This window comes from Sphaerotilus sp., from assembly GCF_031429695.1.
Taxonomy (GTDB): Bacteria; Pseudomonadota; Gammaproteobacteria; order Burkholderiales; family Burkholderiaceae_C; genus Sphaerotilus.
In genome coordinates this window covers 1-25,438 of record NZ_JANPAB010000082.1, presented here as the reverse complement: position 1 = coordinate 25,438, position 25,438 = coordinate 1, and the positions used below count along the sequence as shown (strand labels likewise).

The 25,438-nt window shown below is 67.6% G+C and carries 27 protein-coding genes; 12 read left to right on the top strand and 15 right to left on the bottom strand.

The features are described 5' to 3' along the window. Positions 1 to 14: 14 nt before the first annotated feature. The 5 genes from rpsC (at position 15) to RMP06_RS16400 (ending at position 2,446) form a co-directional block, all read left to right on the top strand. The gene (gene rpsC, locus RMP06_RS16420; RefSeq protein WP_310462874.1) at positions 15 to 881 is read left to right on the top strand and encodes a 30S ribosomal protein S3; all 867 of its coding nucleotides are present in this window, start codon (positions 15 to 17) and stop codon (positions 879 to 881) included. Positions 882 to 884: 3 nt separating this feature from the next. Further along, positions 885 to 1,301, top strand: coding sequence for a 50S ribosomal protein L16 (rplP, locus tag RMP06_RS16415; protein ID WP_310462873.1), 417 nt, complete (start codon positions 885 to 887; stop codon positions 1,299 to 1,301). Between the two features lie 15 nt (positions 1,302 to 1,316). Beyond that, a complete protein-coding gene (gene rpmC / locus RMP06_RS16410; protein ID WP_310462872.1) occupies positions 1,317 to 1,517 on the top strand; it encodes a 50S ribosomal protein L29 in 201 nt (66 codons plus the stop codon). After that, complete coding sequence (gene rpsQ / locus RMP06_RS16405; protein WP_310462871.1) at positions 1,514 to 1,825, top strand: 30S ribosomal protein S17; 312 nt, start codon at positions 1,514 to 1,516, stop codon at positions 1,823 to 1,825. The genes rpmC and rpsQ overlap by 4 nt, the downstream gene beginning before the upstream one ends. A gap of 114 nt (positions 1,826 to 1,939) precedes the next feature. After that, positions 1,940 to 2,446: a peroxiredoxin gene (locus RMP06_RS16400; RefSeq protein WP_310462870.1), complete on the top strand. Its 507-nt coding sequence runs from the start codon at positions 1,940 to 1,942 to the stop codon at positions 2,444 to 2,446. Here the strand turns inward: RMP06_RS16400 and RMP06_RS16395 are convergent. From RMP06_RS16395 to RMP06_RS16350, 10 genes are all read right to left on the bottom strand, one after another. Beyond that, positions 2,437 to 3,918 carry a zinc-ribbon and DUF3426 domain-containing protein gene (locus RMP06_RS16395; protein ID WP_310462869.1) on the bottom strand — a complete coding sequence of 494 codons (1,482 nt, stop codon included), beginning with the start codon at positions 3,916 to 3,918 and terminating at the stop codon, positions 2,437 to 2,439. The genes RMP06_RS16400 and RMP06_RS16395 overlap by 10 nt on opposite strands. Positions 3,919 to 3,946: 28 nt before the next feature. Further along, entirely contained in the window at positions 3,947 to 4,876 is a 930-nt protein-coding gene (prmA, locus tag RMP06_RS16390) for a 50S ribosomal protein L11 methyltransferase (RefSeq protein WP_310462868.1), read from the bottom strand. Beyond that, positions 4,873 to 6,228 (bottom strand): acetyl-CoA carboxylase biotin carboxylase subunit, encoded by a 1,356-nt coding sequence (gene accC, locus RMP06_RS16385; protein ID WP_310462867.1) that lies wholly within the window; start codon positions 6,226 to 6,228, stop codon positions 4,873 to 4,875. Before accC ends, prmA begins: the two co-directional genes overlap by 4 nt. A 13-nt stretch (positions 6,229 to 6,241) precedes the next feature. Then, complete coding sequence (gene accB, locus RMP06_RS16380; protein ID WP_310462866.1) at positions 6,242 to 6,700, bottom strand: acetyl-CoA carboxylase biotin carboxyl carrier protein; 459 nt, start codon at positions 6,698 to 6,700, stop codon at positions 6,242 to 6,244. Between the two features lie 250 nt (positions 6,701 to 6,950). Continuing rightward, the gene (locus tag RMP06_RS16375; protein ID WP_310462865.1) at positions 6,951 to 7,532 is read right to left on the bottom strand and encodes a TlpA family protein disulfide reductase; all 582 of its coding nucleotides are present in this window, start codon (positions 7,530 to 7,532) and stop codon (positions 6,951 to 6,953) included. Next, on the bottom strand, positions 7,529 to 8,137 hold the full coding sequence (locus RMP06_RS16370; RefSeq protein ID WP_310462864.1) for a hypothetical protein: 609 nt from the start codon (positions 8,135 to 8,137) through the stop codon (positions 7,529 to 7,531). Before RMP06_RS16370 ends, RMP06_RS16375 begins: the two co-directional genes overlap by 4 nt. After that, entirely contained in the window at positions 8,134 to 8,868 is a 735-nt protein-coding gene (gene mtgA / locus RMP06_RS16365; protein ID WP_310462863.1) for a monofunctional biosynthetic peptidoglycan transglycosylase, read from the bottom strand. The genes RMP06_RS16370 and mtgA overlap by 4 nt, the downstream gene beginning before the upstream one ends. Before the next feature lie 30 nt (positions 8,869 to 8,898). Beyond that, entirely contained in the window at positions 8,899 to 9,735 is an 837-nt protein-coding gene (gene aroE, locus RMP06_RS16360; RefSeq protein WP_310462862.1) for a shikimate dehydrogenase, read from the bottom strand. 47 nt (positions 9,736 to 9,782) lie between these two features. Beyond that, positions 9,783 to 10,670: an energy transducer TonB gene (locus RMP06_RS16355; protein ID WP_310462861.1), complete on the bottom strand. Its 888-nt coding sequence runs from the start codon at positions 10,668 to 10,670 to the stop codon at positions 9,783 to 9,785. A 35-nt stretch (positions 10,671 to 10,705) separates the two neighbouring features. Continuing rightward, positions 10,706 to 12,787, bottom strand: a complete 2,082-nt coding sequence (locus tag RMP06_RS16350; protein ID WP_310462860.1) for a ribonuclease catalytic domain-containing protein — start codon at positions 12,785 to 12,787, stop codon at positions 10,706 to 10,708. Between the two features lie 475 nt (positions 12,788 to 13,262). Here RMP06_RS16350 and RMP06_RS16345 point away from each other — a divergent pair, with 475 nt between their 5' ends. Then, complete coding sequence (locus RMP06_RS16345) at positions 13,263 to 15,983, top strand: ImpA family metalloprotease (protein ID WP_409050187.1); 2,721 nt, start codon at positions 13,263 to 13,265, stop codon at positions 15,981 to 15,983. A gap of 3 nt (positions 15,984 to 15,986) precedes the next feature. Here RMP06_RS16345 and RMP06_RS16340 read toward each other — a convergent pair whose 3' ends face one another. Genes RMP06_RS16340 through mpl form a run of 5 tightly spaced genes read right to left on the bottom strand, consistent with a single transcriptional unit; the run spans position 15,987 to position 19,333 of the window. After that, positions 15,987 to 16,244 carry a PIN domain-containing protein gene (locus RMP06_RS16340; protein ID WP_310462858.1) on the bottom strand — a complete coding sequence of 86 codons (258 nt, stop codon included), beginning with the start codon at positions 16,242 to 16,244 and terminating at the stop codon, positions 15,987 to 15,989. After that, entirely contained in the window at positions 16,202 to 16,549 is a 348-nt protein-coding gene (locus RMP06_RS16335) for a type II toxin-antitoxin system Phd/YefM family antitoxin (RefSeq protein ID WP_310462857.1), read from the bottom strand. Before RMP06_RS16335 ends, RMP06_RS16340 begins: the two co-directional genes overlap by 43 nt. A 50-nt stretch (positions 16,550 to 16,599) precedes the next feature. Next, entirely contained in the window at positions 16,600 to 17,340 is a 741-nt protein-coding gene (gene fabG, locus RMP06_RS16330) for a 3-oxoacyl-ACP reductase FabG (RefSeq protein WP_310462856.1), read from the bottom strand. A 12-nt stretch (positions 17,341 to 17,352) separates the two neighbouring features. Continuing rightward, entirely contained in the window at positions 17,353 to 17,955 is a 603-nt protein-coding gene (locus RMP06_RS16325; protein WP_310462855.1) for a YqiA/YcfP family alpha/beta fold hydrolase, read from the bottom strand. 7 nt (positions 17,956 to 17,962) lie between these two features. Then, entirely contained in the window at positions 17,963 to 19,333 is a 1,371-nt protein-coding gene (mpl, locus tag RMP06_RS16320) for a UDP-N-acetylmuramate:L-alanyl-gamma-D-glutamyl-meso-diaminopimelate ligase (RefSeq protein WP_310462854.1), read from the bottom strand. 147 nt (positions 19,334 to 19,480) lie between these two features. Between mpl and RMP06_RS16315 the strand changes: the two genes are divergently transcribed. From RMP06_RS16315 to RMP06_RS16290, 6 genes are all read left to right on the top strand, one after another. Next, positions 19,481 to 21,196 carry an FAD-dependent oxidoreductase gene (locus RMP06_RS16315; RefSeq protein ID WP_310462853.1) on the top strand — a complete coding sequence of 572 codons (1,716 nt, stop codon included), beginning with the start codon at positions 19,481 to 19,483 and terminating at the stop codon, positions 21,194 to 21,196. 2 nt (positions 21,197 to 21,198) lie between these two features. After that, positions 21,199 to 21,390 (top strand): hypothetical protein, encoded by a 192-nt coding sequence (locus RMP06_RS16310; RefSeq protein WP_310462852.1) that lies wholly within the window; start codon positions 21,199 to 21,201, stop codon positions 21,388 to 21,390. A gap of 67 nt (positions 21,391 to 21,457) precedes the next feature. Further along, a complete protein-coding gene (locus RMP06_RS16305; RefSeq protein ID WP_310462851.1) occupies positions 21,458 to 22,228 on the top strand; it encodes a class II aldolase/adducin family protein in 771 nt (256 codons plus the stop codon). Positions 22,229 to 22,321: 93 nt separating this feature from the next. After that, positions 22,322 to 23,365: a TRAP transporter substrate-binding protein gene (locus RMP06_RS16300; RefSeq protein ID WP_310462850.1), complete on the top strand. Its 1,044-nt coding sequence runs from the start codon at positions 22,322 to 22,324 to the stop codon at positions 23,363 to 23,365. Between the two features lie 15 nt (positions 23,366 to 23,380). After that, positions 23,381 to 23,920, top strand: a complete 540-nt coding sequence (locus RMP06_RS16295; protein ID WP_310462849.1) for a TRAP transporter small permease — start codon at positions 23,381 to 23,383, stop codon at positions 23,918 to 23,920. Next, positions 23,917 to 25,242 carry a TRAP transporter large permease gene (locus RMP06_RS16290; RefSeq protein ID WP_310462848.1) on the top strand — a complete coding sequence of 442 codons (1,326 nt, stop codon included), beginning with the start codon at positions 23,917 to 23,919 and terminating at the stop codon, positions 25,240 to 25,242. Before RMP06_RS16295 ends, RMP06_RS16290 begins: the two co-directional genes overlap by 4 nt. Positions 25,243 to 25,438 lie beyond the last annotated feature (196 nt).

Below are 25,438 nucleotides of genomic sequence, written 5' to 3'. Positions count from 1 at the left end.
GCAGGAAGAAATCCATGGGACAGAAAATCCATCCGATCGGTTTCCGCCTGCCGGTCACGCGCAACTGGTCGTCGCGCTGGTACGCCGGCAACCGACAGTTCGCGGCCATGCTGGCTGAAGACATCGAAGTTCGCGAGTATCTGAAGAAGAAGCTCAAGAGCGCCGCCGTGTCGCGCGTCCTGATCGAGCGCCCCGCCAAGAACGCCCGCATCACCATTTTCTCGGCACGTCCGGGCGTGGTGATCGGCAAGAAGGGCGAGGACATCGAGAACCTCAAGCTGCAACTCGCCAAGATGCTCAAGGTGCCTGTCGCCGTGAACATCGAGGAAGTGCGCAAGCCGGAAGTCGATGCGCAGCTGATCTCCGAATCGATCACCCAGCAGCTCGAAAAGCGCATCATGTTCCGCCGCGCGATGAAACGCGCGATGCAGAACGCGATGCGCCTGGGCGCCCTGGGCATCAAGATCATGTCGGCCGGTCGTCTGAACGGCATCGAAATCGCACGCACCGAGTGGTACCGCGAAGGCCGGGTGCCGCTTCACACGCTGCGCGCCGACATCGACTACGGTTTCTCGGAAGCCAAGACCACCTACGGCATCATCGGTGTCAAGGTCTGGGTCTACAAGGGCGACCGTCTGGCCAATGGCGAAGCACCGGCTGCCGCACGCGAAGAGCGTCCGGAAGACGACCGCCGTCGCCGTGGTCCGCGCAATGACCGTCCGGGCGAACCGCGCCGTGGTCCCCCGCGTGCCAACACCGACCGCCGTGGCGGCACGGGTGCCAACGCTGGTGTGCCGGGTGCTGACGGCGGTGCCGTCAAGCGCGTGGTCCGTGCAGTCGCACCGGCCGCCGCACCGGCCGCCGCCCCCAAAGGAGAATAAGGAATGTTGCAACCGTCGCGTCGCAAGTTCCGTAAGGAACAAAAGGGCCGCAACACCGGCGTCGCCACCCGTGGCGCCCTGGTGTCGTTCGGTGAGTTCGGTCTGAAAGCCATCGAACGTGGCCGCATCACCGCTCGCCAGATCGAAGCCGCCCGTCGTGCCATCTCGCGCCACATCAAGCGCGGTGGCCGTGTCTTCATCCGCATCTTCCCGGACAAGCCGATCTCGCAGAAGCCTGCCGAAGTGCGCATGGGTAACGGCAAGGGCAATCCGGAGTACTACGTGGCTGAAATCCAGCCGGGCAAGGTGCTCTATGAACTCAATGGTGTGCCTGAAGCGCTGGCCCGTGAAGCCTTCACGCTGGCTGCCGCCAAGCTGCCGCTGCGCACGACCTTCGTGTTGCGCCAGTTCGGTACCTGAGCAAGGAGAACGTGAATGAAAGCTTCTGAACTCCGCGCCAAGGACGTTGCCGCGCTCGAAAAGGAAATCAGCGACCTGCTGAAAGCCCATTTCGGTCTGCGCATGCAAAAGGCAACGCAGCAACTGACCAACCACACGACGCTGCGCAAGACGCGCCGTGACATCGCTCGCGCCAGGACCATCCTGACCGAGAAGAAGAAGGGAGCCGCCCAATGAGCGAAGCCCAAGCCCAAGTGCAGGTTCAAGACCAAGCTGCTGCTGCCCCGGCGCAGAAGAACACCCGCACCCTGGTCGGCCGCGTGGTCAGCGACAAGCGTTCCAAGACGGTCACCGTCCTGGTCGAGCGTCGCGCCAAGCACGAGCTGTACGGCAAGATCGTGGCGCGTTCACGCAAGTACCACGCCCATGACGAGACCAACCAGTTCAAGCTGGGTGATCTGGTCGAGATCTCGGAAAGCCGCCCGCTCTCCAAGACCAAGAACTGGGTTGTGACGCGCCTGATCGAAAAGGCCCGTCTGGTCTGAAAACGACCTGATGCGCGACAGTTTCCGGGGTCTTGCTGACCCGGAAGCACGCAAGAACCGGCACGCTGGGATACTGGCTGCCGGTTTTTTTCATTCTGAACGGAGAACTTTCCCATGCTGAAAATTGGCGACCAACTGCCCGCGGGCACCCTGTTCGAATACGTCGAAGTCGAGGGCAATGGCTGCTCGATCGGCCCGAATGCCTTCGATGTGGCCAAGGAAACCGCCGGCAAGAAGATTGCTCTCTTCGCGCTGCCGGGTGCCTACACCCCGACCTGCTCCGCACAGCACCTGCCGGGCTACATCGCCCAGGTGGACGCATTCAAGGCGGCGGGCGTGGACGAAATCTGGTGCCTGTCGGTCAACGACGCCTTCGTGATGGGCGCCTGGGGCCGCGAGAACGGCGCGGCTGGCAAGGTGCGCATGATGGGCGATGGTGGCGCGCTGTTCACGCAGGCCACCGGCCTGGTGCTCGATCTGACCGCCAAGGGCTTCGGTGTGCGTTCGCAGCGCTATTCGATGCTGGTGGACAACGGCGTCGTGGAGACGCTCAACGTCGAAAGCCCCGGCAAGTTCGAGGTCAGCGACGCAGCCACGCTGCTGGCCCAGGCTCAGGGATAAAACGCGGCCAGCGTGTAGCCAGCGATGCGCTGGTTGGCGCTGGTGAATTCCAGGCTCCAGCTGGCATCGCTTTGCGCCGCCAGCGTGCCGGTCTGCCGGAATTCCGCCGGCGTCAGCACCCGGCGCAGCACCACAGCGCCGGCCAGGTCCGTCAGGCTGAGTTCAATGTGCGGCGCGGCGATGGCGTGGCTGGCCCGGTTGTGCAGCGTCACGCCCAGCACGTAGCCGTCGGCGTTGGGCGGGCGGCTGAGCGTGGTGCTGTCGACGACCAGCGCGTCGAGCTGCTGCGGGGCCTGCAACTGGCACTGCCACTGCACGCAGGCACGCGCCAGCAGTGGCCGGGTGATCGGCCAGCGGGCAGCGATCAGGTCATGCCAATGCTGACCGGTCTGCCACACGAGCAACCCGGTCAGCAGCATGACGATGGCGCACAGGGCCGCCCGGACGATGGGTCGGTGCCAGCGGGCCTGGCTGTCGGCACGGCGCACGAACTCGGGCAGCGGTGCGGCGTCGGTCACCGTGTCTGCCATCTTGTTCGGCAGAGACCGCGGTGTCACAACGGCCTCATCCGGCACTGACCGGACAGGCAGGAGCCCGGCACTCAGGTCCAGCGTCTTTTCCAGATCGTCGAACGTGGGCTGGCCGGGTTCTGGTGCGGCTGGTTCGGCGATCGGTGTGGAGACGACCGCCTCGAATGGGCTTGCCGGTGGTTCGGTGGTCGACGCGAGCGCATCCACTGGAACGGGTTCCGGTATCGGTGGGGGTTCTTCCGCTGCCTGTGGCGCCAGCGGGACTGGTGCCGTGGGCCACTCCAGTGGCAGATCAACCTCCGGGCGCCCGTCGCGGCGCAGATGGGCCGCGGCAAACGCACTGAAGGCCTCGGAGCGGAATTCGAGCGTGGTGGCGGGATAAGCGGTTTCGGCACTCGGCGCTGCGGCGTCGAAATTCGGCTCGGCGAGCAGACTGTCCGGCACCGGAGCTTCAAAGCTGGAGCCGCGCAGAAACTCGTCGGAAGCGGGCGGAGAAAGGGGCAGGCTGGTGTCCGCGCTCGTGGTGCGCCAGGCGCCCGGATCGGGCTGGGTCGGTGCCATGCCGCGTTCCGGCTCCTGGACCGAGGGATCCCAGGTGGCGGCCCGGCGGGTGCTGATCTCCACCCGTGTCGGGGAGGCCGGTGTCGACGACCGGTTCTGTCGTGCTTCCTGACGCTCGCGCAGCACCTTGCCGTCGGAGAACATGGCCGGGCGGGTCTCCATCCAGGCCGGGTCGTTCGGATTGCTGGTGGCTGGGACGGCCAGATCGGGTGAGGGTTCCGGCGTGGTGGTGTCGCGCCGGGTGAGGTCGAACAAACCCTCCAGTGCGTTGAACACCTCCTGGCAATGCCCGCAGCGGACCCAACCTTCGGAGACCTTCAGTTGGTCCTGAACCACCCGAAACACGGTGCCGCAGGAAGGACAGGAAGTGGCCAGACTCATGCCGGAATCATGCCATTGCCATCCGGACTCAGGGGCGGCGCGCCGTCAGCAGGACCCAGCCATCTTCACGGTCTGCCACTTCCAGCGCGAGCCATGGCGCATAGGCCGTCTGCAGTTCCTCGATCTGGCGCTCCAGCAGGCCGGCCATCACCAGCGAGCCGCCGGGGGCGACATGGCCGCTCAGCAGCGGTGCCAGCAGCTTCAGCGGTGCCGCGAGGATGTTGGCGAGCACCACGGGGTATTGGCCTTCGGCCAAGTCGGGCAGGCCGACCCGGCGCAGCGCCACGCCGTTGGCCGCAGCATTGGTCTTGCTCGATTCCACGGCGGCTAAGTCGATGTCCACCGCATCGATGTCCCGCGCACCGTGCAGCCCGGCGCCGATGGCCAGGATGCCCGAGCCGCAGCCGTAGTCGAGCACACGCGGCCACGGGTTCGACAGATCTGCATGGCGGGCGATCCAGCGCAGGCACATCCGGGTGGTCGGGTGCGTGCCGGTGCCGAAGGCGAGGCCAGGATCCAGCCGCATCACGCGCGTGGCGCCAGCGGGCGGCTTGTGCCACGACGGCACGATCCAGAACTCGGACGTGATCAGCACGGGCTCGAACTGCGACTGCGTCAGCCGCACCCAGTCCTGGTCCGCCACCGGATACAGGCCCTGGACGTGCAGATCGGTGAACGCGCTGTCGCCGTCCTCGCCGTCCTGGGCCAGCAGCAGGGTGCAGGCGTCGGTGGCCGCGTCCTCGTCGTTGAACAGGGCCTTGACGACCGACCGCTGCCAGCCGCTGATGCTGGCCGACAGGGTTGCCGGCATCCCCGGCTCGCCGAAGATGGGTGCCTCGTCGGGCGTGTCGGCATCCGCGTCCTCGACGGTGACGGCCAGCGCGTCCAGCTCTTCCATCAGGACATCGGACACCGCATCGACCTGATCGGCCGGGCACAGCAGGGTCAGCTCGATCATCCCAGCGTCTTCCGTGCAGCCAGCCAGCCTTCCAGGTAATGGATGCTGGTACCGCCTTCCATGAACGCGGCGTCGGCCATCAGTTGCCGGTGCAGCGGGATGTTGGTCTGGATGCCCTCGACCAGCATCTCGCTCAGCGCGCTGCGCATGCGGGCCAGCGCCTGGTCGCGTGTGTCAGCGTGGACGATGATCTTGCCGATCATCGAGTCGTAGTTCGACGGCACGACGTAGTTGCTGTACGCATGCGAATCGACGCGCACGCCCGGTCCGCCCGGCGGGTGCCAGACCGTGATGCGGCCGGGCGACGGGGTGAACTTGTAGGGGTCTTCCGCGTTGATGCGGCATTCGATGGCGTGGCCGCGCTGGGTGATCTGCTTCTGGGTGAAGGGCAGTTCTTCCCCGGCGGCGATGCGGATCTGCTGTTGCACGATGTCGATGCCGGTCACGAGTTCCGTCACCGGGTGTTCGACCTGCACGCGGGTGTTCATCTCGATGAAGAAGAACTCGCCGTTTTCGTACAGGAACTCGAAGGTGCCGGCGCCACGGTAGTTGATCTTGCGGCAGGCGGCGGCGCAGCGCTCACCGATCTTCTCGATCACCTTGCGCGGGATGCCGGGGGCCGGCGCTTCCTCGATGATCTTCTGGTGGCGGCGCTGCATCGAGCAGTCGCGCTCGCCCAGCCACACGGCGTGGCCATGCTGGTCGGCGAGGATCTGGATCTCGATGTGGCGCGGGTTCTGGAGAAACTTCTCCATGTAGACGGCTGGATTGTTGAAGGCCGCGCCAGCTTCCGCCTTGGTCGTTTCCACCGAGTGCAGCAGCGTCGCCTCGGAATGCACCACCCGCATGCCCCGGCCACCGCCACCACCCGCCGCCTTGATGATCACCGGATAGCCGGTTTCGCGACCCATGCGGATGATTTCCTTCGGATCGTCGGGCAGTGCGCCTACCGAGCCCGGCACGGTCGGCACACCCGCCTTGACCATCGCTTCCTTGGCCGAGACCTTGTCGCCCATCAGCCGGATGGACTCCGGGCGCGGGCCGATGAAGGCGAAGCCGCTCTTCTCCACACGCTCGGCGAAGTCGGCGTTCTCCGACAGGAAGCCGTAGCCGGGGTGGATCGCCTCGGCGTCCGTCACCTCGGCGGCCGAGATGATCGCGGGCATGTGCAGATAGCTCTTCTGCGACGCGGCGGGGCCGATGCAGACGGCTTCGTCGGCGAGCTTGACGTACTTGGCGTCGCGGTCGGCCTCGGAATACACCACCACCGCCTGGATGCCCATCTCGCGGCACGCCCGCTGGATGCGCAGGGCGATCTCGCCGCGGTTGGCGATCAGGATCTTCTTGAACATGATGGCGCCGGCCTTATTCGATGATGTACAGCGGCTGTCCGTACTCGACGGCTTGCCCGTTCTCGACGTACACCTTGGTGACCGTGCCGTCCACGTCCGACTCGATCTCGTTCATGATCTTCATGGCCTCGATGATGCACACCGACTGGCCCTTCTTGACGACCGTGCCCACATCGGCCAGCGCCTTGGCACCGGGGTTGGACGCGCGGTAGAAGGTGCCGACCATCGGCGACTTGACGACATGGCCGGTGATGACTTCGGCCACCGGGGCAACCGGGGCGGCAGCGGCCACTGGGGCGGCGTGCGCCATCGGGTGCATGGGCTGACCGGGGTAGTGCGCGGCCATCACCATGGCGGGGGCTGCACTTTGCTTGACGATGCGCACCTTGCCGTCGGCTTCGGTGATCTCCAGCTCGGAGACATTGGATTCCGACACCAGATCGATCAGGGTCTTCAGCTTGCGAAGGTCCATGGGGGCTCCGTGATTCTCGGGTTGCAGTGGGCGGGGCAGTCGGATGCGCGCCCCGCTTGCCGGCGGCGGTCCTGTCGATTCGCGTGCAGGACTCGCGTCAGATGGGTCGTGTTGCCGCGGGTTTGTCAGCCAGAACCCGGACTTTACGCGCTTTTCGGTCCCATTCGATGAGGGCCTTCACAAATTGAAACCCCGCCGATGAGGTCTGCGATGATGCCACGGGCTGGGGTTCATGCATGAACCAATCCGTTCATCCTGTGGTGCTGGAGCCTGCGGTACCGGTCCACTCTTGCAGTTCTTGCAAATTGGTCTCACCCAGCTTGCGGTGGAGAACATTGCCATCTGCGCCGAGCACGACGGTGTAGGGAAGCCCCCCGGTTGCATTGCCCATCTGACGCGCCAGCTCGGTGCCGCTGAAGCCCGCCAGGCCAATGGGAAAACCCACCGGTGTCTTCTTCAGGAAGTCGCGCACCGGCGTGGAGCTGTCCACCGCCAGTCCGATCACCTGCCAGCCGGCTGCGCCGCGGGCCGCCTGCGCACGGGCGAATGTGTCGAGCAGTGGCATTTCCTTGACGCAGGGCGGGCACCAGGTCGCCCAGAAATTGATCAGCAGCGGTCGTCCGCGCAAGTCCGCCAGTGCCAGTGTGCCGCCCTCCGGTCGGTCGAAGCGCAGGGACCACGGATCCTGCCGACTGTTGTCTGAAACCGCAGGACCAGCGACAGACCCCGTGCCGGGCTGTGCCATCGGGGTGCGCTGGCGTGCGAGCCAGCCAGCGCCACCGGCGGCCACCGCCACTCCGGCGCTCAACCCGATCCAGCTTCTGCGGTTCATGGCGTGTTCTCCTCGTTGGTCAGGATCAGGCGGTGCAGGCCCGCGAGGTTGCCACGCGGCGTGCGACCTCGGGTGTCGGGCTTGAGGGCGCCGCGCAGGTCGTCATGGTCCAGGATGGTGAGGAACACCGTCACCGGCCCGCCCAGCGCGTCGCAGCGCTGCGACAGGCTCAGCACATCGACGGGCTGGTGGCGCGGCCCGTTCACGCTGCCCACGTCGTAGTCCACACCCTGGTTGATCAGTGCCAGTTCGGCCGACTTGCAGTCGTCGCAGTAGAGCTGCAGGTGGACGGCGGACAGCCGCGTCGCCGTGCCGCGCCAGACCGCGCCGGTCAGGTGGGGGCGGAATTCGGCCAGCCGCTCCATCCACAGTGCCGCCACGCCGCGCAGCGCAACCAGCTCCAGCGGCTGCGTGTCGGCGCAGAACACCGACAGGTATTCGCGCACGGCGTCTTCCACCAGGTCGTTGTCGGGCATGTTGACGCTGCGCGACGCCCCGCGGCCCAGGTCACGCGCGGCGCGGCGCTTGGCGGGGCCGTATTCCAGGCCCTCCTCGACCACCAGCCGGGCGGCCATCGCAGCGATTTCTTCGGTCAGTTCACTCATGGCAGGGGCACCGCGCCCATGCGTGCGTGGACCGAGGCGGCACGGTGGACCAGGTAGGGCGAGCCGGGCCGCTGCTCGAAACGCTTGGGCGCCGGCAGCATCACCGCCAGCCGCGCCGCCTGTGCCGGGGCGAGCTGGTGGGCTTCGACGTGGAAGTAGTGCTGCGCGGCAGCCTGCGCGCCGAACACGCCTTCGCCCCACTCGACGTTGTTCAGGTAGATCTCCAGGATGCGCGGCTTGCTCAGCAGGCCTTCGAGCATGAAGGTGATCAGGAATTCCTGGCCCTTGCGTGCCGCGGTGCGCTCGCCGGAGAGGAACAGGTTCTTGGCGAGCTGCTGGCTGATGGTGGAGCCGCCGACCACCTTCGGTTCGACCTTGCGGCGAGCAGCCACGGTTTCTGCACGCTGGTTGCGTGCCCAGGCCTTTTCCAGCGCGTCCCACTCGACACCGCTGTGCTCGTTGAAACCGGCGTCCTCGCTGGCGATCACGGCGCGCTGCAGGTGGGGACTGATGCGGTCGCGGTTGCGCCACTCCTGGCTCCAGAGTACACGGCCTTGCTCGGTCGCCAGCCGCCAGATCTCGCTGCGCTGGAACGGTGTCGACTGTGGATCGACCACCACCATCAGCGCGATGCGCAGCACGAAGTAGAGCTGCAGCGCCAGCGCGCTCAGCAGCAGCAACGCCAGCAGCCGCCAGGCGTGGCCGCGCCAGTTCAGGGTAGTGGAAGCCATCGTGTCTCGGTTTGCGGTCTGCGGTCTGCGTCAGCGAAGGCCGTCCACCTGCGCGCGCAGGGCGGACAGCACCGGAGCGGTGTCCGGCCGCGCACCGCGCCAGGCGAAAAACGACTCCGCCGCCTGCTCGACCAGCATGCCCAGCCCGTCGCGGCCGATGGCGCCGTGCCGGGCCGCCCAATCGAGGAAGGGCCGGGCGCCTGCGCCGTACATCATGTCCACGGCCAGCGCGCCGGGCCGCAGCACCTCGCCCGGTACCGGCACGCCCGCACCAGCGAGGCTGCTGGCGGTGCCATTGATGACGATGTCGAAGGCCTCACCCGGGGCCTCCAGCGGCGCGATACCCAGCGCCACGCCGTGGTCGTGCGCCAGATCGGCGTGGCGGGCGACGAGGGCCTGCGCCTTGTCCGCCGTGCGGTTGGCCACGACCAGCGCCGCTGGCCCTGCCTCGATCAGCGGCCCGAGCACACCCGCTGCCGCGCCACCCGCGCCGATCAGCAGCACGCGCCGTCCCGCCAGCGCGACGCCCGCGTTGACCGTGATGTCGCGCACCAGTCCGATGCCGTCGGTGTTGTCGCACCACCAGCCCTCGGCGTCGAAGCGCAGCGTGTTGGCGGCTTCGGCGCGCTGGGCACGTGGCGTGCGGCGCGTGGCGAGTTGCCACGCCTCGAACTTGAAGGGCACAGTGACGTTGCAGCCGCGCGCGCCGCCGTCGGCGAAGGCGCGCGCCGTGGCCGTGAAGCCATCGAGCGGACTGAGCAGGTGGCGGTAGTCGAGCGACTGCCCCGTCTCGGCGGCGAAACGGGCGTGGATGTCGGGGGAGCGGCTGTGCTCCACCGGGTGGCCGATCACGGCGTAACGGTCCATGGCAGGGGTGGGCAAAGTGAAGCGGTGGGGAAAGGGGGACGGATCGCTCAACGCGCGGGCGCATCCTTGGGCGTGGCGTCTTCGACCGAGGCTTGCACACCCTGATCCCGCGTGAAGCGGAAGCGCGACACGAACACCAGCCGGTCGAACTGGCCGCGCATCGCTGGCGTGAAGTGGCCGTAGGGGGCGGCACCGCGCACGATGGACTGCGCCTTGCGGTCGAGCGCCCGGTTGCCCGAGGTCTTGATCACCTCGGCCTCGACGACGCGGCCCAGGCTGTCGACCTCCATCAGCATGCTGAGTTCGCCGTAGAGCTTGGCGCCTTCGGCCTCGGGGAAGTTGCGGGTGCCGATGTCCTCGATGCGGCGGCGCAGCGCGTCGTAGTAGACCGCGTGGACGCCTTCGCGGGCCGACGGGCTGACGTAGCGCCGACGCGGGCGGGCGTTTTCGTCGTTGATGCGCTTCTCGATCTGCGCGAGCTGGTCGATGAGCTGGCGGCGGCGCTCTTCCTCGGCGTAGACCTGGGAGGGTGTCTTGTCGGCTGCCCGCACCGGTTCGGGCGTGTTGAGCCGGGCCAGTTCGCGCTTGATCTGGGTGAGCAGCTGCGTCTGCAGGGCCTGCATCTGCTCGATCTGTCGCGTGGCGTCGTCGATGGCGTTGCCGGCCTGGTCGGCAGGCGAGGGCGGCAGCGGGGAGGTGGCCACGCCCTTGTCTGCGTCGCCACCACCGGCCAGGTTGCGCTGGGCGATGACCTGTGCCTTGGTCGGCTTCTCGGCGGTGCTGGCGTTGACGAGCACCACCTCCAGCGGGGTGTCCTGCAGGATCCGGTCGAAGGCCTGCGGATCCACGACCCGCACCATCAGCACCGCCGCGTGCAGGCCGACCGACAGGAGCAGGGCGGTCTGGAGGGTCGAGAGTTGCTTGAGGCGCTGCATCGTGGATCGGCGGAGACGAACGAGGAGGCGGAAGGTCAGGTTGCCGATGGTACCGGGGTGGCAGTGTCCGTCGTCGCGGCGGGGGTGCCTTCGGCATCGTCCAGGTCGATGGCCAGCGCCAGCCCCGTCGCTGCGGCTTCGGCGCCTTCCTCGGCGTCGTCTTCGAGGACCGCATCGTCATCGCTGCGGGTCGGGTCATCCAGTCGGGTGATGACGCTGCCGCCGACTTCGAGCGTCAACAGGTCCGGCTCGCCCAGCCGCACCCGCACCCGCGCGCCGCGTGGCATCGCATCCGCGCCGGCCGCGCGCAGCACCAGCGGCAGCGTGTCCGCACGCACCAGTCCGTCCTTCATCACCGCGCAGTCGAGTTCGGTCACGCCGTTCTGCGTCAGCCAGCGCAGGGTCCAGAAGCGTTCGACGGCGTTCTGGAAGCCGTTGTAGGCCGAGTACGCCGTGTCGAAGCCGGAGATGATTGCCATCAGCGTCATGTCCTTGGGCTTGAACGGTGCGACCAGTGCGGCGGTGCGGCCGTGGCGGGCACAGGCAATGATCTGCCACTGGTTGACCAGATCGACGTAGCGCCGCAGCGGCGACGTGGCCCAGGTGTAGTGCGCCACCCCCATGCCGGCGTGCGGCTGGGCGCGGGTGGACATGCGCACCTTGACGCCCGGCGCCATGCTCGCCTGACTGCGGTAGATGCCCGGCACGCCCAGCTCGGCCAGCCAGCCGCCCCAGGTGTTGTTGGCCAGGATCATCGCCTCGGCGACGATGGTGTCCAGCGGGGCGCCGCGGCGGCGTTCGCTGATCTGGACCGTCTCGTGCCCGTTCGGTGGCTCCACCGGCGACTGGCCCGCCGCATCGATGAGCTTGAAGTTGTAGTCCGGCCGGTTGAAGTTTTCCGGCTTGCCGCGCACGACCTCGCGCTGCGCCTTGAGGTGCTTCGCCAGCCGGAAACCGAAGGCCAGCTCGGCGGCGAAGGGGAAGTCGGCCGGCGCCGCGCCCGTCAGCGCCGCCTCGGTCACCACCGCGTCGAGCTTGTCGTGGCGCAGGTTGGCGGCGATCGGCACCCGCTCCAGCTTCGTCTCGCTGGACTGCACGGTCAGCGTCGCCTCGTCCATCGTCACGTACAGCGACACGGCGGGGCAGTCGCGGCCTTCCAGCAGCGTGTAGGTCTGCACCACGTCGTCGGGCAGCATGGTCAGCTTCCAGCCGGGCATGTAGACGGTGGACAGGCGGTCGCGCGCGACCTTGTCGATGGGCGAATCGGGGGCGATCGCCAGCGCGGGGGCGGCGATGTGGACACCGAAGACGATGGTGCCCGTGCCCAGGCCCTGCACCGACAGCGCGTCGTCGATCTCGGTCGTGGCCGAGTCGTCCACCGAGAAGGCGCGCACGGGCGCCAGCGGCAGTTCGTCCTTGATCTGCGGCGCCACGAGCGAGGCCGGGAAGCCCGTGCCCTTGGGGAAGATCTCGAACAGGAAACGCCGCCAGTGGAACTGGTAAGGGCTGTCGATCGCCTTGCAGGCGAGCAGCAGGTCGAGCGGTGCGCGCTGCGCCCGCTTGGCGGCTTCGACCACGGCCTTGTATTCCGGCCCGTTCTTGTCCGGCTTGAACAGGATCTTGTACAGCTCGTCGCGCACCGGCTGCGGGCACTGTCCGGCGATCAGCTCGGTGGTCCAGGTCTCGATCTGTGCGGCGACCTGTGCCTTCTTCTCGATGGCGAGCAGGGCCGCCTTGACGATGTCCTCGGGCGCCTTGCGGAACATGCCCTTGCCCATGCGGCGGAAGTAGTGCGGCGCGTGGAACAGCTTGAACAGCGCGGCGGCCTGGTGGGTGGCGCCGGCCTTGGCGTCGAAATAGTCGCGCGCCAGATCGGCGAACGCGAACTCGTCCTCCGGCGCGAACTCCCAGGCCAGCTCCAGCTCGATCTCCTCGGCCAGCCGCTGGCCCTCGGCGATCAGCTCGGCGGGCGAGGGCTTGTCGAACTTGAGCAGCACATTGGCGGCCTTGACCTTGACACGCTTGCCAGAGTCCAGCTCGATCTGCATCGAGCTTTCGGCTTCCGACATCACGCGCCCGGCGAGGAATTTTCCGGCGTCTTCGAAGAGGGCATTCATAGGCGGGGGATTGTCGCCGATGGCGCCTGCGGGCGAATGTCGGCACCCTGGTGCGGATCAGGAGCCGCAATGGTGTCGCGGTGGCTTTCATGCGAAACCAGGCACCAGCTTGGTTTGGTGCTCCTTGGTCAATGGCCCGGGGAGTTGAGTTTCATTTGTTACCAAATATCGATTTTTACTGTGTGATGTGAAGAAGTTGTGAGAATTATTGCGTGGAACGATTTAGTACTTTTTCGATAATCGGGAACATAAATCCAGGTCTCGAACAAGGACAACCATGCAGATGCAGAAGAAAAAGTCAGCCCATCCGTCCGCTCTTGGTCGGATCGGCAGGCTGGCCACCGCCAGTGCCACCGCGTTGCTGGCCGCCTGCGGCGGCGGCACGGACACCCCCGTCGCCCAAGCCGATTCCGCTGTCGAAAGCACCCCGGGCGTGCGGGCTCTGGTGGTGGCCGCGGATCCGATGGCAACCGCACTGAGGACCGGCAACGCCTCCGGCGTCACGCTGTCCACCGTCATGGCGGCGACCAAGACGCTGCTGAGCGGCCAGCAGACCAGCTACGCCAGCCTCAAGCAGTCCCTGTTCGGCCTGAACGCCGACGGCACCGCCAACGCCACCAGCCTGACCAGCCTCGACTGGGATCCCTCGCACGATTCGTCCTGGTTCACGCTGCTCGACAGCATCCAGAACCAGGCCATCCTGGCCACCAACTGGAGCTACGCGAGCGGTGGTGCGGGGACCAGCACCACGCTGGCAGTCGCCGGCACCAACGCGGCCGGCAATGCCCGCTACGCGGCCTTTGGCGGCAACCCCTTCGGCGTGCCCGGCAATGCGTCGATGGACAAGCTGATGATGAACACGGTGGCGTGGCTGACCAAGCGCACCACCTTCACCAACCTGAAGATCGTCACCGCGCAACTGCCCGGCACCGAGACCTACTGGTTCCCGCACGAGACCAAGACCCGTGCCTGGTTCGTCGCCAAGTACCCCGGCGTCGCCATCAACGGCGTGACCACCGGCGCCGCCACCCAGGCCGACAACCGCTGTGACGGCGACAAGCTCGACGCCTGCCTGCAAGGGGTCGATCTGCTCGTCATCGGCCGCGAGCAAGGCCCGAACGCCTACAACGGTGCCACCGTCATGCAAGCGGTGCTCAACGCCCAGAGCCGTGGCATCCCGGTGCTCTACCTGCACCACTACCGCGACACCAACGACCTGGCCGGCCGGATGCTCGACTACTTCGGGCTGGGACAGGTCAACAACTACTGGTCGCAGAACGGCCTCAAGGGCTTCAATCCGGCGACGCTGCCGGCCATGCCGAACAACCTGGCCGACGTGCAGGCGCTGGTGAACCGGCTCGACACGGGCACCTTCACCTCCACCTGGAGCGGCTGCACCACCTCCGGCCGCATCAGCTGCTCGGGCGACGCGACCTACATGGCGCAGTTCGGCGTCCCCGCCGAGACCATCCGCACCGCATTGCGCACGCTGGACGCCAATGGCACGGCCCTCTTCTCACGCACTGGCTACACCCTGGAGAAGATGCTGGTGCTGCTGGGCGACAAGTACCGCGAGACGGTGGTCTACCCGCTGAACAAGGCCACCAGCGGGGCGGGCTTCTACCGCGCCTACTTCTCCGACATGGCGGCCTATGTCCACCGGCCGTATGCCGCTGTCGCGAAGAACCTGGGCAATTTCTCGAACCTGATTCCGGCCACGACCGCCGCGCTGACTCGCACGGTCACGGTCACCCCGCCGCTGACCGGCACCCGCGACCACATGACGGGCCTGTACGTCATGCCGGGCCGCACCGTCACGCTGACCCGCACCGACACCGGCTCCGGCGTGGTGCAGTTCGGCATCAACATGCTGCGCGACACCACCTGGGTCTTCAACCAGCCGACCGGCCTGGACCGCCCGACGCAGTTGACCGCTCCCCGCTCGCCGCTGAAAGCCGGCCAGACGGTGACGATCACCAGCCCCTACGGCGGCCCGCTGTTCCTGCACGTCGATGCGGCGACCGGCACGGTGCCCGCGGTGGCTGTGCAAGTGACCGGCGTGACGACCCACCCCGTGCTGCGCAACGCCAACGACGCCGCCCAGGTCACGGCCTTCAACGCCGAACTGGCCGCAACCTCCACCAACTGGGTCGGCATCACCACCGATACCCTGACGCTGCACTCGACGCTGGCGAACTTCAAGTCCAGCATGGCCAGCTACGGCGGCAACCTGGCCAAGCTGGTCGGGGACACCTGGACCTACACGATCAAGGACACCTACGAACTCGCCGGCTTCAACTCCGCCACCGCCGGCCAGTACGTGCTCTCGCCGGCCGTGACCAGCTTCTGCGCCCTCAAGGGCTGGGACTGCACGGGCACGCAGCACCGCCGCGATGTCATGCAGCACGTCGTCAGCGATGTCCACGCGGCCTGCGGCAACGGCTGCAGCGGCAATCCGTATGACCAGGACTGGGCCTTCGCGCCACTGGGCTGGGGCGAGACGCACGAGATCGGTCATAACCTGCAGCGCAGCCGGCTCAACATCTACGCCGGCCAGTCGGGCGAGGTGTCCAACAACATCTTCCCGGTCCACAAGCGCACGCAGTACAACCTGTCGCCGGCCGGGGTGGCCGCGCCGCTGGTCGATCGTGCAGGCACCGGCCTGGTGGTGTTCAACCTGCTCAAGACCGCCCTCGGCACCGCGACACCGATCGACACCGCCAACACCAGCCTCTGGGGCAACACCGCCTACGCCGCCAACAACTCGGAGCGGGTGATGTTCTACCGGCAACTGGTCGAGCACGCGCGTTACTACAACAGCAACCTCGGCGACGGCTGGGCGCTGATGAGTCTGGCCTATCTGCTGGATCGCAACGTGGACGCCAGCCAGGCGACCTGGGCGGCGTCGGCGGCGAAGTTCGGCTTCGGCACCTACGCGGCGACCTACCCCTCGACGATGAGCGGCAATGACTTCCTGCTGATCGCCAGCTCCTTCATCATCGGCCGCGACATGCGCCCGATGTTCGACCTGTGGGGCGTGAAGGTCACGGCCGCAGCGGGCGCGCAGGTGGCGGCCTACAACTTCGCGCCGTCGGGCAAGCTGCTGTTCCCGATGAGCCAGGTCAGCCAGGTGCCGGCGAAGGTCGGGGCGCCTATCGTGATGGGCACGACGGCGCTGTATCCGACGGGGTATTGAGCTTCACCAGATGCAGCGCAGTCCCGGCACCTGTCGCAGCGTCCCGTCCGCTGTGATGATCGGGGCCTTGTGGACCAGGGCCGTTGCGGCGATCAGGCGATCGGCCGGGTCGCCGTGCAGAAAATCGGGATGTTGCGCCTGCTCGGCAATGGCAGAGGTGATGGGCAATACCGTCAAGCCCATCGCCAGAACGATGTCGTCGAGGTAGGCCGCAATGCTCAGATCCGGTGGCCGGTGAATGCGGCCACGCGCCTGCAGCATGGCAATTTCCCAGAGAGAGATGTCACAGCAGGCGAGCTGACCGGCGGCCATGCCCTGCCGGTCCACGCGTCACGGGTGGACGCATCGTCTGCCGTGTTGACCACATCGCCCACGATCATCGTGCCGCGCAGCGCCTGAAGGCGTTGCCGGGCGGCTTCGCGCACGTCGGTCGTCTGATCTGGAATCAAGCGCGCAATCGTGCGGCCGTGCCAGGTGATGGTGAATTCCTCGCCAAGCTGCACCTGCCGCAGGTAGTCCGGCAAGTGTTGGCGCAGTTCGGTGACATTCACTGATGCGGCGGTCATGGGCAGCTTTCTGTACAGAAATTCTGTATGAATTCTAGACCGCCACGCCGCTAGACCGTCAGCCCCCCCGCCACTTCCAGCACCGCCCCATTCACATAACTCGCCTCGTCGCTCGCTAGGAAGGCGTAGACATTGGCGATCTCCTCCGGCGTGCCCAGCCGGCGCAGCGGCACTTCGGCACGCATCCCGTCGAGCACCTTGTCGGGAATCGTCGCGAGGATCGGCGTATCGATGAAGCCCGGCGCCACCGCGTTGACGCGGATGCCTTTCGGCCCGAGTTCGCGGCTCCAGGTCTTGGTGAAGCCGATGACGCCGAACTTGGCTGCAGCGTAGTTGGTCTGGCCGAAGTTGCCGTAGATGCCGACCACCGAGCTGGCGTTGAGGATCACGCCCGACCCTTGCGCCACCATCGTGTCCGTCACCGCCTGCGCGCAGTGGAAGACGGCGCGCAGGTTCACGTCGATCACCGCGTCGAACTGCTCGATGGTCATCTTCTGCAGTCGGGCGTCGCGGGTGATGCCGGCGTTGTTGACCAGCACGTCGATGCGGCCGAACTGCGCTTTCACGGCGGCCACCATCGCATCGACCGCGGCCCGGTCGGTGACGTTGACGGCGAAGCCCGCCGCCTGCGCACCCGCCTCGCGGCACTGCGCGACCGCGGCGTCCACCGCCTCGGGCTTCATGTCGCAGACGATGACGACGGCGCCTTCGCGGGCGAACTTCAGCGCGGTGGCCAGGCCGATGCCCTGTGCGGCGCCGGTGATGATCGAAACCTTGTCCTTCAATCGCATGGGAAACAAACCTCAGTCCAGTGGCAGGAACCGGCGCATGGCCGGCAAGTGGGCATCGAAATCGCTCAGCGCGTGGTCGCCGCCGTCGAGCAGGTGCAAGTCGGTCGCGGCGTAGCGGGCCGACATCTCGTGCCAGTCCAGCACTTCGTCGCCCTTGGCGATCCAGACTTGATAGCGGGACGGCGCACGCAGCGGACCCGGTGCCATCGCGCGCAATTCGTCCACGAATTCGGCACGGAAGAAGAAGCGGTCCGTCGGGTCGTGCCACGCGGTCAGTTCACCGATGTACTTGGCCAGATCGCGGGCAGGTTCGACCGCGGGGTTGATCAGCACGGCGCGGCAGCCGTGTGCCTCGGCAACCACGGTGGCGTAGAAGCCGCCGAGCGAGCTGCCCATCACCGCGCGGGTGTCGGCGGGCCAGTCGCGCGTGCCGGCTTCGATCAGCGCCAGGGCCTCGGCGGGCGAGGGCGGCAGTTGCGGGCACCACCACGTCAGGTCCGGCCGGTGCGCGGCGACCCAGGCGGCCATCTTCTGCGCCTTCATCGACTGCGGCGAGGAGCGGAAACCGTGCAGGTAGAGCAGGTGCGTCGTGCGGGGCGGAGCGGGAGACGTCATGCCGGGGTCACGCTTTCTTCGCCAGCGCCTCCAGCAGCTTTCCATGCACCCCACCGAATCCGCCGTTGCTCATGCACAGCACCTGATCGCCCGGCCTTGAGAGCCGCACCACGGCGTCCACCAGCTCGGGGATCGAATCGCAGACCCGCGCCTGCTTGCCCATCGGCGACAGCGCCTCGCGGGCGTCCCAGGTCAGGCCGGCGCTGTGGCAGAACGACAGGTCCGCCTCTTCGAGCGCCCACGGCAGTTGCGACTTCATCGCGCCCAGCTTCATCGTGTTGGAGCGCGGCTCGAACACCGCCAGGATGCGCGCCGTGTCGCCGATGCGGCGGCGCAGGCCGTCGACGGTGGTGCGGATCGCCGTCGGGTGGTGGGCAAAATCGTCGTAGACCTTCACGCCGCCGGCCTCGCCGCGCAACTCCATGCGCCGGCGCACGTTCTCGAAGCGGCCCAGCGCCTCGCCCGCCCGCGCCGGGCTGATGCCGACATGTTCGGCCGCACCGATGGCGGCCAGCGCATTGAGCTGGTTGTGCTCGCCCAGCAGGGACCACTCGACGCGACCCACCTTCATGCTGCCGCGCAGCACGTCGAAGGCGTGCGGCTCGCCGCGGCTGCGCAGCGCACCGGGCTCTTCCTTGCGCGCGCCGAAGTGCTGCACCGTGCTCCAGCAGCCGCGTGCGAGCACGGTCTTCAGCGCGTCCTCGCGGATGTTGACGACCAGCCGGCCCTGCGACGGCACGGTGCGCACGAGGTGGTGGAACTGCGTCTCTATCGCGGCCAGGTCCGGGAAGATGTCGGCGTGGTCGTATTCGAGGTTGTTCAGGATGGCGGTGCGCGGGCGGTAGTGGACGAACTTGCTGCGCTTGTCGAAGAAGGCGGTGTCATATTCATCCGCTTCGATGACAAACGGCGCGCCTGGTGCCACGCGGCCAAGCCGGGCCGAGACGCCGAAATTCTGCGGAACTCCGCCGACCAGGAACCCCGGCTCCAGCCCCGCGTGGTCGAGGATCCACGCCAGCATCGAGGTCGTCGTGGTCTTGCCGTGCGTGCCGGCGACGGCCAGCACGTGCCGGCCCTGCAGCACGTTCTCCGCCAGCCACTGCGGCCCGCTCGTGTAGGGCAGACCGGCGTCCAGGATGGCCTCCATCAGCGGATTGCCGCGGCTGACGACGTTGCCGACGACGTGGAGGTCGGGTTTCAGCGCCAGTTGGTCGGGCGAGAAGCCTTCGATGAGGTCGATGCCGAGGGCGCGGAGCTGGTCGCTCATCGGCGGGTAGACGTTGGCGTCGCAGCCGGTGACGCGGTGGCCGGCTTCGCGGGCCAGCGCGGCGACGCCTCCCATGAACGTGCCGCAGATGCCGAGGATGTGGATGTGCATGGGCGGCCATTCTAGGAGCGCGCGGCGGCGGTGATGGGTCGATTGCGCGGGCACTTTGGTTGTACATGCAACCAAGGGATTCCACGGTGTCCGGTGTGTCGGCTTGTGGTGATACTGTTGTACGCGCAACCAATTCAAGGAGTCCCGATGTCCCGCGTGTTTGCCGACTATCCTTTCACGGCCCGGCGCCACATCGGCCGCCGCCCGGTGCGCACCGCCGACACCCCGGCCCGCCGTCCGGTGGTGGTGGCTGGCGGCGGGCCGGTCGGTTACTGCACCGCGATCGGGCTGGCGCAGCGGGGTGTGCCGGTGGTGCTGATCGAGGCCGATGATGGCGTGTGCTTCGGCAGCCGCGCGATCTGCATCTCGCGGCGCAGTCTGGAGATCCTGCAGCGGCTGGGGGCGCTGGACGGCTTCCTGAAAATCGGCCTGCCGTGGACCGGCGGGCGCAGCTTCTACCGCGATACCGAAGTGCTGCATTTCACGATGCCGCAGGACGACCACCAGAAGCTGCCGCCGATGGTGAACCTGGCGCAGTACCACATCGAGCAGATCCTGCTGGACCGCGCCGAGGCGCTGGCGGACCGGATCGAGATCCGCTGGCAGACCCGCGTCACCGCGGTCGAGACGCGCGCCGATGGCGTGACGCTGACGCTGGACACGCCCGATGGCCCGGACACGCTGGAGGCCGACTGGGTGGTCGCCGCCGATGGCGGACGCAGCACGCTGCGCGAGGCGCTCGGGCTGCCGCTGAAGGGCACGTCCTACGAGGGCCGCTACGTCATCGTGGACATCCTGCTCGACAGCGCGCGGCCGACCGAGCGGCTCGCCTATTTCGACCCGCCGTGCAACCCCGGCTCGACCGTGCTGGTCCACAAGCAGCCTGACAAGGTCTGGCGCATCGACTACCAGTTGCGCGACGGCGAAGACCCGGAGGCGGCGATCCGGCCCGAGAACGTGTTGCCGCGGGTCGAGAGTCTGCTGGCGATGATGGGCGAGACGGGGGCGTGGCAGCCGATCTGGACCACCGTCTACAAGGCCAACGCGCTGACGCTGGAGCGTTACCGCCACGGCCGTGTCCTGTTCGCGGGCGATGCGGCGCATCTGGTGCCGATCTTCGGGGTACGCGGCGCGAACTCGGGCATCGACGACGCGGACAACCTGGCGTGGAAGCTGGCCTGGGTGGTGCAGGGCCGGGCAGACGCCGCGCTGCTCGACAGCTACAGCGACGAGCGCGTGGCCGCGACGCACGAGAACCTGCGCTACGGCACCAGGAGCACCGAGTTCATGGCGCCGCCGTCGTTCGCGTTCGAGCTGATGCGCACGGCGGTGCTGGGCCTCGCGGAGCGCCATCCGGTGGTGCGCTCGCTGATCAACCCGCGCCAGACCTCGGCCATCACCTACACCGACTCGCCGCTGAACGCCGCCGCGGCCCGCTCGGCCGAGTTCACGGCCGGGCCGGTGCCGGGCGCCGTGCTGCCGGAATGCCCGGTGGTGCGGCGGGTTGACGGTGCGGTGGTGAACGCTCATGTCACGGACCTGCTCGGCCCGGGGTTCACGGCGCTGCATTTCAGTGCGGATGGGCCGAGCCCGATCGGCGCCGCGCTGGCGACTCTGGCCGAGACGCTGGCGGCGCGCGGTGTGCCGCTGGTGGTCGAGACGATCACGCCGGCCCGCGATGTCACCGGCCGGCTGTTCCCGATGTACGGCGCCGGTCCGGACACGGTCTACCTGGTGCGGCCGGACGGCCACGTGCTCGGCCGCTGGCGCATGGGCGTGGTGGACGAGATCGCCGCCGCCATCGCGCACACCCTCCATCCGCAGCCTGCCGCTCGCACCGCTGCCCCTGAAGCAAGCCACTGACCATGACCGACACCGAACTCGACGAGGCCTACACCCGCCTGTGCCACACCATGACGCGGCTGGGCGAACCGGTGGCGCCGCTCTTCCTGGCGCGCTTCGCGCTGCTGGCGATGGCGCGGCTGGCCGATGCGCCGGCCGTGCTGCAGATGATCGACGACGCAGCGGCCGACCTCGGCGCCACACGTCCGGGATAGTCCCCGATTGACCGGATGGCGGTCGGCCTCTACATTGCTCACATGTTAGCAATGTAGAGGTTTCTGCATGACCGCTGCCTCCGCTGCCTTTGTCCGACCCGCCCGTTTTTCGCCCGAAGAGTGGGACGCGCGGGTGCAGCTCGCCGCCGCGTACCGGATCTTCGACCACCTTGGCTGGTCGGAGCTGATCTACAACCACCTCTCGCTGCGCGTGCCGGGCGAGGAGGGGCACCTGCTGCTCAACCCCTTCGGGCTGCACTACCGCGAAGTCACCGCGTCGAACCTGGTCAAGGTCGATCGCGACGGCCACATCGTCGGCCACAGCGACTGGCCGATCAACCCGGCCGGCTTCACCTTCCACGGCGCCATACATGCCACGCGGCCCGAGGCGCACTGCGTCATGCACGTCCACACGACGCCGACGCTGGCGGTGTGCTGCCTCGACGAGGGGCTGTCGTTCACCAACTTCTACGCCGCCCAGCTCTGGGGCAAGGTCGCGTACCACGACTTCGAGGGCATCACGGTTCACCAGGAGGAGGGCGCCCGCATCCTCGCCAGCGCCGGGGACAAGCCGGTGCTGCTGCTGCGCAACCACGGCCCGGTGGTGATCGGACACACGCTGGCGCAGGCGTTTTCGCTGCTGTGGCTGGTGCAGCGGGCTTGCGAGGTGCAGATTGCGTCGCAGGGGCTCGGCGCGCTGCGGCCGATCCCGGTGCCGGTGCTGGAGGGCTGCGTGCGCGATTCGCTGAACTTCGATCCGCGCTTCGGCGCCGGGCAGGACGCCTTTGCCGCGCTGCAGCGGTTGATCGACCGGATCGATCCGACCTACCGGCAGTGACCTGCCATCGCGCTGTCGCTAGGGTTAGCGATAGTTGCGAACACAACCTTTGATCCATATCGTTGCGTGAGCAACCAAACAAGGATAAGCGCCATGTCCACCCGCTCCGTTCTCCGCCCGCTGCTGGCCGCACTGCCCCTGGTGCTGGGCGCCACCGCGCTGCACGCGCAGGAAGTCACCATCAAGTTCTCGCACTTCCTCGCGCCGAACTCGAACTTCCACAAGAACGTGGCCGAGCCGTGGTGCGCGGCCATTGCCAAGGACTCGGGCGGCAAGCTCAAGTGCCAGCTCTACCCCGCGCTGCAGCTCGGGGGCACGCCGCCGCAACTGGTCGATCAGGTGAAGAACGGCGTGGCCGACGTGGTCTGGACCTCGCCGAGCTACTCGACCGGCCGTTTCCCGATCACCGAGGCGCTGGAGCTGCCGTTCTCGCTGCCGCCGGGGGGCATGACCGGCTCGAAGGCGATGTGGGAGTACTACCAGAAGAACGGCCAGGCCGACTTCAAGGACTTCCACGTGCTGGCCATCTTCAGCGCCAGCAACGTCGTGATGAGCACCGCCTCCAAGCCGATCCTGACGGTGGACGGCTTCAAGGGCGTGAAGATGCGCAGCCCGTCGCGCTTCGCCGCGCTGTTCCTGACCGCGCTCGGCGGCACCCCCGTGAACATGCCGGTCGCGCAGGTCACCGAGGGCATCTCCAAGGGCGTGATCGACGGGGCGATGGCGCCGTGGGAAGTGCTGCCGGCGACCAAGATCGACGAGGTCACCAAGTACCACATGGAAGGCGCGGCCAACCAGCCCGGCTTCACGCAGACGCCGATGGCCATCCTGATGAACAAGGCCAGGTACGACGGCCTGAGCCCCGACCTGAAGGCGGTGATCGACAAGAACAGCGGCATGGCGCTGGTTGAGCTGACGGGCAAGACCTGGGACGACGGCAACAACGACGCCCGCAAGAAGATGACCGCCCAGGGCAACAAGGTGCTCGTCATCAAGCCGGAGGACTACAACGCGATGAAGAAGGCTGCCGCCAGCGTCGAGGCCGACTGGATCAAGCAGGCCGATGCGCGGGGCCTCGACGGCAAGAAGCTCGCCGCCGACGTTCACGCCATCGGCGCCAAGTACCTCGGCAAGTGAGCACCGGGACACACCATGGCTGAACTGATGCCCGACGATGCGCGGCCTGACGCATCCCCTGCCAGCGGGTTGGCTGGTGTGCTGCACCGGGTCGTGACCTGGTGGGGTCTGGCGGGCGGGATGCTGTTCTGCGCCATCGTGGGCATGTCCATCGTCTCGATCGTCGGCCGCAAGCTGTTCGCCACGCCGATCCAGGGCGACATGGAGCTGCTGCAGATGGGCGCGGCGGTGGCGTCGGCGACCTTCCTGCCGCTGTGCGAGATGGACGACCACCACATCAAGGTCGATGCGCTGACAACGTGGATGAGCGCACGCGGCCGGGCGGCGCTGGACACGCTGGCGCACGCGCTGCTGCTGGTGGTCGCGGTGCTGCTGACCTGGCGCACGGGGCTCTACACCGCCGAGGCGAAGGAGAACATGGAAGTCTCGACGCTGCTGCTGGTGCCGCTGTGGTGGCCGGTGCTGCTGCTGGTGCCGAGCTTCGTGCTGCTGGCGCTGGCGGCGCTGCACCGGTGCGTGGTCTCGCTTCGCGTGGCATTGGGAGGTGCAGCATGAGCGGCATGGCAATCGGGTTGTGGATCTTCGCTGGCCTGCTGGTGCTGCTGGCGCTGCGCATCCACGTCGGCGTGGGCATGTTCATCGGCGGCGCGGCCGGCTTCCTGGCGATGAACGGGGGTGACCCGAACGCGCTGCTGTTCACGCTGAACCACCTGGCGTATGCGCGGCTGTCGAACTACGACCTGGCGGTGATCCCGCTGTTCATGCTGATGGGGCAGTTCGCCACGCACGGCGGGCTGTCGAAGTCGCTGTTCCGCTGTGCGGCGGCCTTCCTCGGGCACTGGCGCGGCGGGCTGGCAATGGCGGCCACTGGCGCGTGTGCCGGCTTCGGCGCGATCTGCGGCTCGTCGCTGGCGACCGCCGCGACGATGGCGCAGGTGGCCTTGCCCGAGCTGCGGGCGCACGGCTACTCCGGCCGGCTCGCCACGGGCACGCTGGCCGCCGCCGGCACGCTGGGCATCATGATCCCGCCCTCGGTGCCGCTGGTGATCTACGCCGTGCTGACGCAGGAGTCGATCGGCAAACTCTTCGTCGCCGCGGTGATCCCCGGCCTGATCGCGATGGTCGGCTACATGCTGGTGATCCGCCTCGTCGTCACGCTCGACCCGAAGGCCGGCCCCGCGGCGGCACGGGTGCCGTGGCCCGAGCGTGTGTCGGCGCTGATCGGCGTGGTGCCGGTGCTGCTGGTGTTCGTGGTCGTGATCGTCGGCATCTACGGCGGCTGGGCCAACCCGACCGAGGCGGCGTCGATCGGTGCGGCGGCGTGCGGCGTGCTGGCCGTCGTCAAGGGCGGCCTGCGCTGGCCGGGCATCCGCCAGAGCCTGATCGGCACGGCGCACGCCACGGCGATGATCTTCCTCGTGCTGCTGGGCGCCGACCTGCTGAACTCGGCGCTGGCGATCACGCAGTTGCCGACCGAGCTGGCCGAGTGGGTCAAGCACAGCGGGCTGCCGCCGCTGGCAGTGCTGGTCGCGGTGCTGCTGTGCTACGTGCTGCTGGGCTGCGTGATGGACTCGCTGGCGATGATCCTGCTGACGATCCCGATCTTCTATCCGATGGTGATGGGGCTGGAGTTCTGGGGCATGAGCGTGCCGGACAAGTCGGTCTGGTTCGGCATCCTGTCGCTGATGGTGGTCGAGATCGGGCTGGTGCATCCGCCCGTGGGCATGAACCTGTTCATCATCCAGAAGCTGGCCAAGGACGTGCCCTACATCGAGACCGCCAAGGGGGTGATGCCCTTCCTGGCGTCGGACTTCCTGCGCATCGGCTTCCTGGTGGCGTTCCCGGCGCTCTCGCTGTGGCTGGTGCGGGCGATGTGATGGCGGGGATGGATGTGGTGCAATCCCGGGCATGACCGATTCCCTGGACCGTGCGCTGACCTACCGGCTGCACCTGCTCAACAAGCTGACCGACCGCAGCAGCCACGACCTCTACGAACGCGAGACCGGTTTGCCGATCGGCGAGGCGCGCTGCCTGGCGTCGATCGGCTCGTTCGGGCCGCTGTCGGTGAACGAC

Bases quoted from the DNA above. Each gene is read 5' to 3' on its own strand.
- rpsC (WP_310462874.1), top strand. From the start codon at position 15: ATGGGACAGAAAATCCATCCGATCGGTTTCCGCCTGCCGGTCACGCGC.
- rplP (WP_310462873.1), top strand. From the start codon at position 885: ATGTTGCAACCGTCGCGTCGCAAGTTCCGTAAGGAACAAAAGGGCCGC.
- rpmC (WP_310462872.1), top strand. From the start codon at position 1,317: ATGAAAGCTTCTGAACTCCGCGCCAAGGACGTTGCCGCGCTCGAAAAG.
- rpsQ (WP_310462871.1), top strand. From the start codon at position 1,514: ATGAGCGAAGCCCAAGCCCAAGTGCAGGTTCAAGACCAAGCTGCTGCT.
- RMP06_RS16400 (WP_310462870.1), top strand. From the start codon at position 1,940: ATGCTGAAAATTGGCGACCAACTGCCCGCGGGCACCCTGTTCGAATAC.
- RMP06_RS16395 (WP_310462869.1), bottom strand. From the start codon at position 3,918: ATGAGTCTGGCCACTTCCTGTCCTTCCTGCGGCACCGTGTTTCGGGTG.
- prmA (WP_310462868.1), bottom strand. From the start codon at position 4,876: ATGATCGAGCTGACCCTGCTGTGCCCGGCCGATCAGGTCGATGCGGTG.
- accC (WP_310462867.1), bottom strand. From the start codon at position 6,228: ATGTTCAAGAAGATCCTGATCGCCAACCGCGGCGAGATCGCCCTGCGC.
- accB (WP_310462866.1), bottom strand. From the start codon at position 6,700: ATGGACCTTCGCAAGCTGAAGACCCTGATCGATCTGGTGTCGGAATCC.
- RMP06_RS16375 (WP_310462865.1), bottom strand. From the start codon at position 7,532: ATGAACCGCAGAAGCTGGATCGGGTTGAGCGCCGGAGTGGCGGTGGCC.
- RMP06_RS16370 (WP_310462864.1), bottom strand. From the start codon at position 8,137: ATGAGTGAACTGACCGAAGAAATCGCTGCGATGGCCGCCCGGCTGGTG.
- mtgA (WP_310462863.1), bottom strand. From the start codon at position 8,868: ATGGCTTCCACTACCCTGAACTGGCGCGGCCACGCCTGGCGGCTGCTG.
- aroE (WP_310462862.1), bottom strand. From the start codon at position 9,735: ATGGACCGTTACGCCGTGATCGGCCACCCGGTGGAGCACAGCCGCTCC.
- RMP06_RS16355 (WP_310462861.1), bottom strand. From the start codon at position 10,670: ATGCAGCGCCTCAAGCAACTCTCGACCCTCCAGACCGCCCTGCTCCTG.
- RMP06_RS16350 (WP_310462860.1), bottom strand. From the start codon at position 12,787: ATGAATGCCCTCTTCGAAGACGCCGGAAAATTCCTCGCCGGGCGCGTG.
- RMP06_RS16340 (WP_310462858.1), bottom strand. From the start codon at position 16,244: ATGCTGCAGGCGCGTGGCCGCATTCACCGGCCACCGGATCTGAGCATT.
- RMP06_RS16335 (WP_310462857.1), bottom strand. From the start codon at position 16,549: ATGACCGCCGCATCAGTGAATGTCACCGAACTGCGCCAACACTTGCCG.
- fabG (WP_310462856.1), bottom strand. From the start codon at position 17,340: ATGCGATTGAAGGACAAGGTTTCGATCATCACCGGCGCCGCACAGGGC.
- RMP06_RS16325 (WP_310462855.1), bottom strand. From the start codon at position 17,955: ATGACGTCTCCCGCTCCGCCCCGCACGACGCACCTGCTCTACCTGCAC.
- mpl (WP_310462854.1), bottom strand. From the start codon at position 19,333: ATGCACATCCACATCCTCGGCATCTGCGGCACGTTCATGGGAGGCGTC.
- RMP06_RS16315 (WP_310462853.1), top strand. From the start codon at position 19,481: ATGTCCCGCGTGTTTGCCGACTATCCTTTCACGGCCCGGCGCCACATC.
- RMP06_RS16310 (WP_310462852.1), top strand. From the start codon at position 21,199: ATGACCGACACCGAACTCGACGAGGCCTACACCCGCCTGTGCCACACC.
- RMP06_RS16305 (WP_310462851.1), top strand. From the start codon at position 21,458: ATGACCGCTGCCTCCGCTGCCTTTGTCCGACCCGCCCGTTTTTCGCCC.
- RMP06_RS16300 (WP_310462850.1), top strand. From the start codon at position 22,322: ATGTCCACCCGCTCCGTTCTCCGCCCGCTGCTGGCCGCACTGCCCCTG.
- RMP06_RS16295 (WP_310462849.1), top strand. From the start codon at position 23,381: ATGGCTGAACTGATGCCCGACGATGCGCGGCCTGACGCATCCCCTGCC.
- RMP06_RS16290 (WP_310462848.1), top strand. From the start codon at position 23,917: ATGAGCGGCATGGCAATCGGGTTGTGGATCTTCGCTGGCCTGCTGGTG.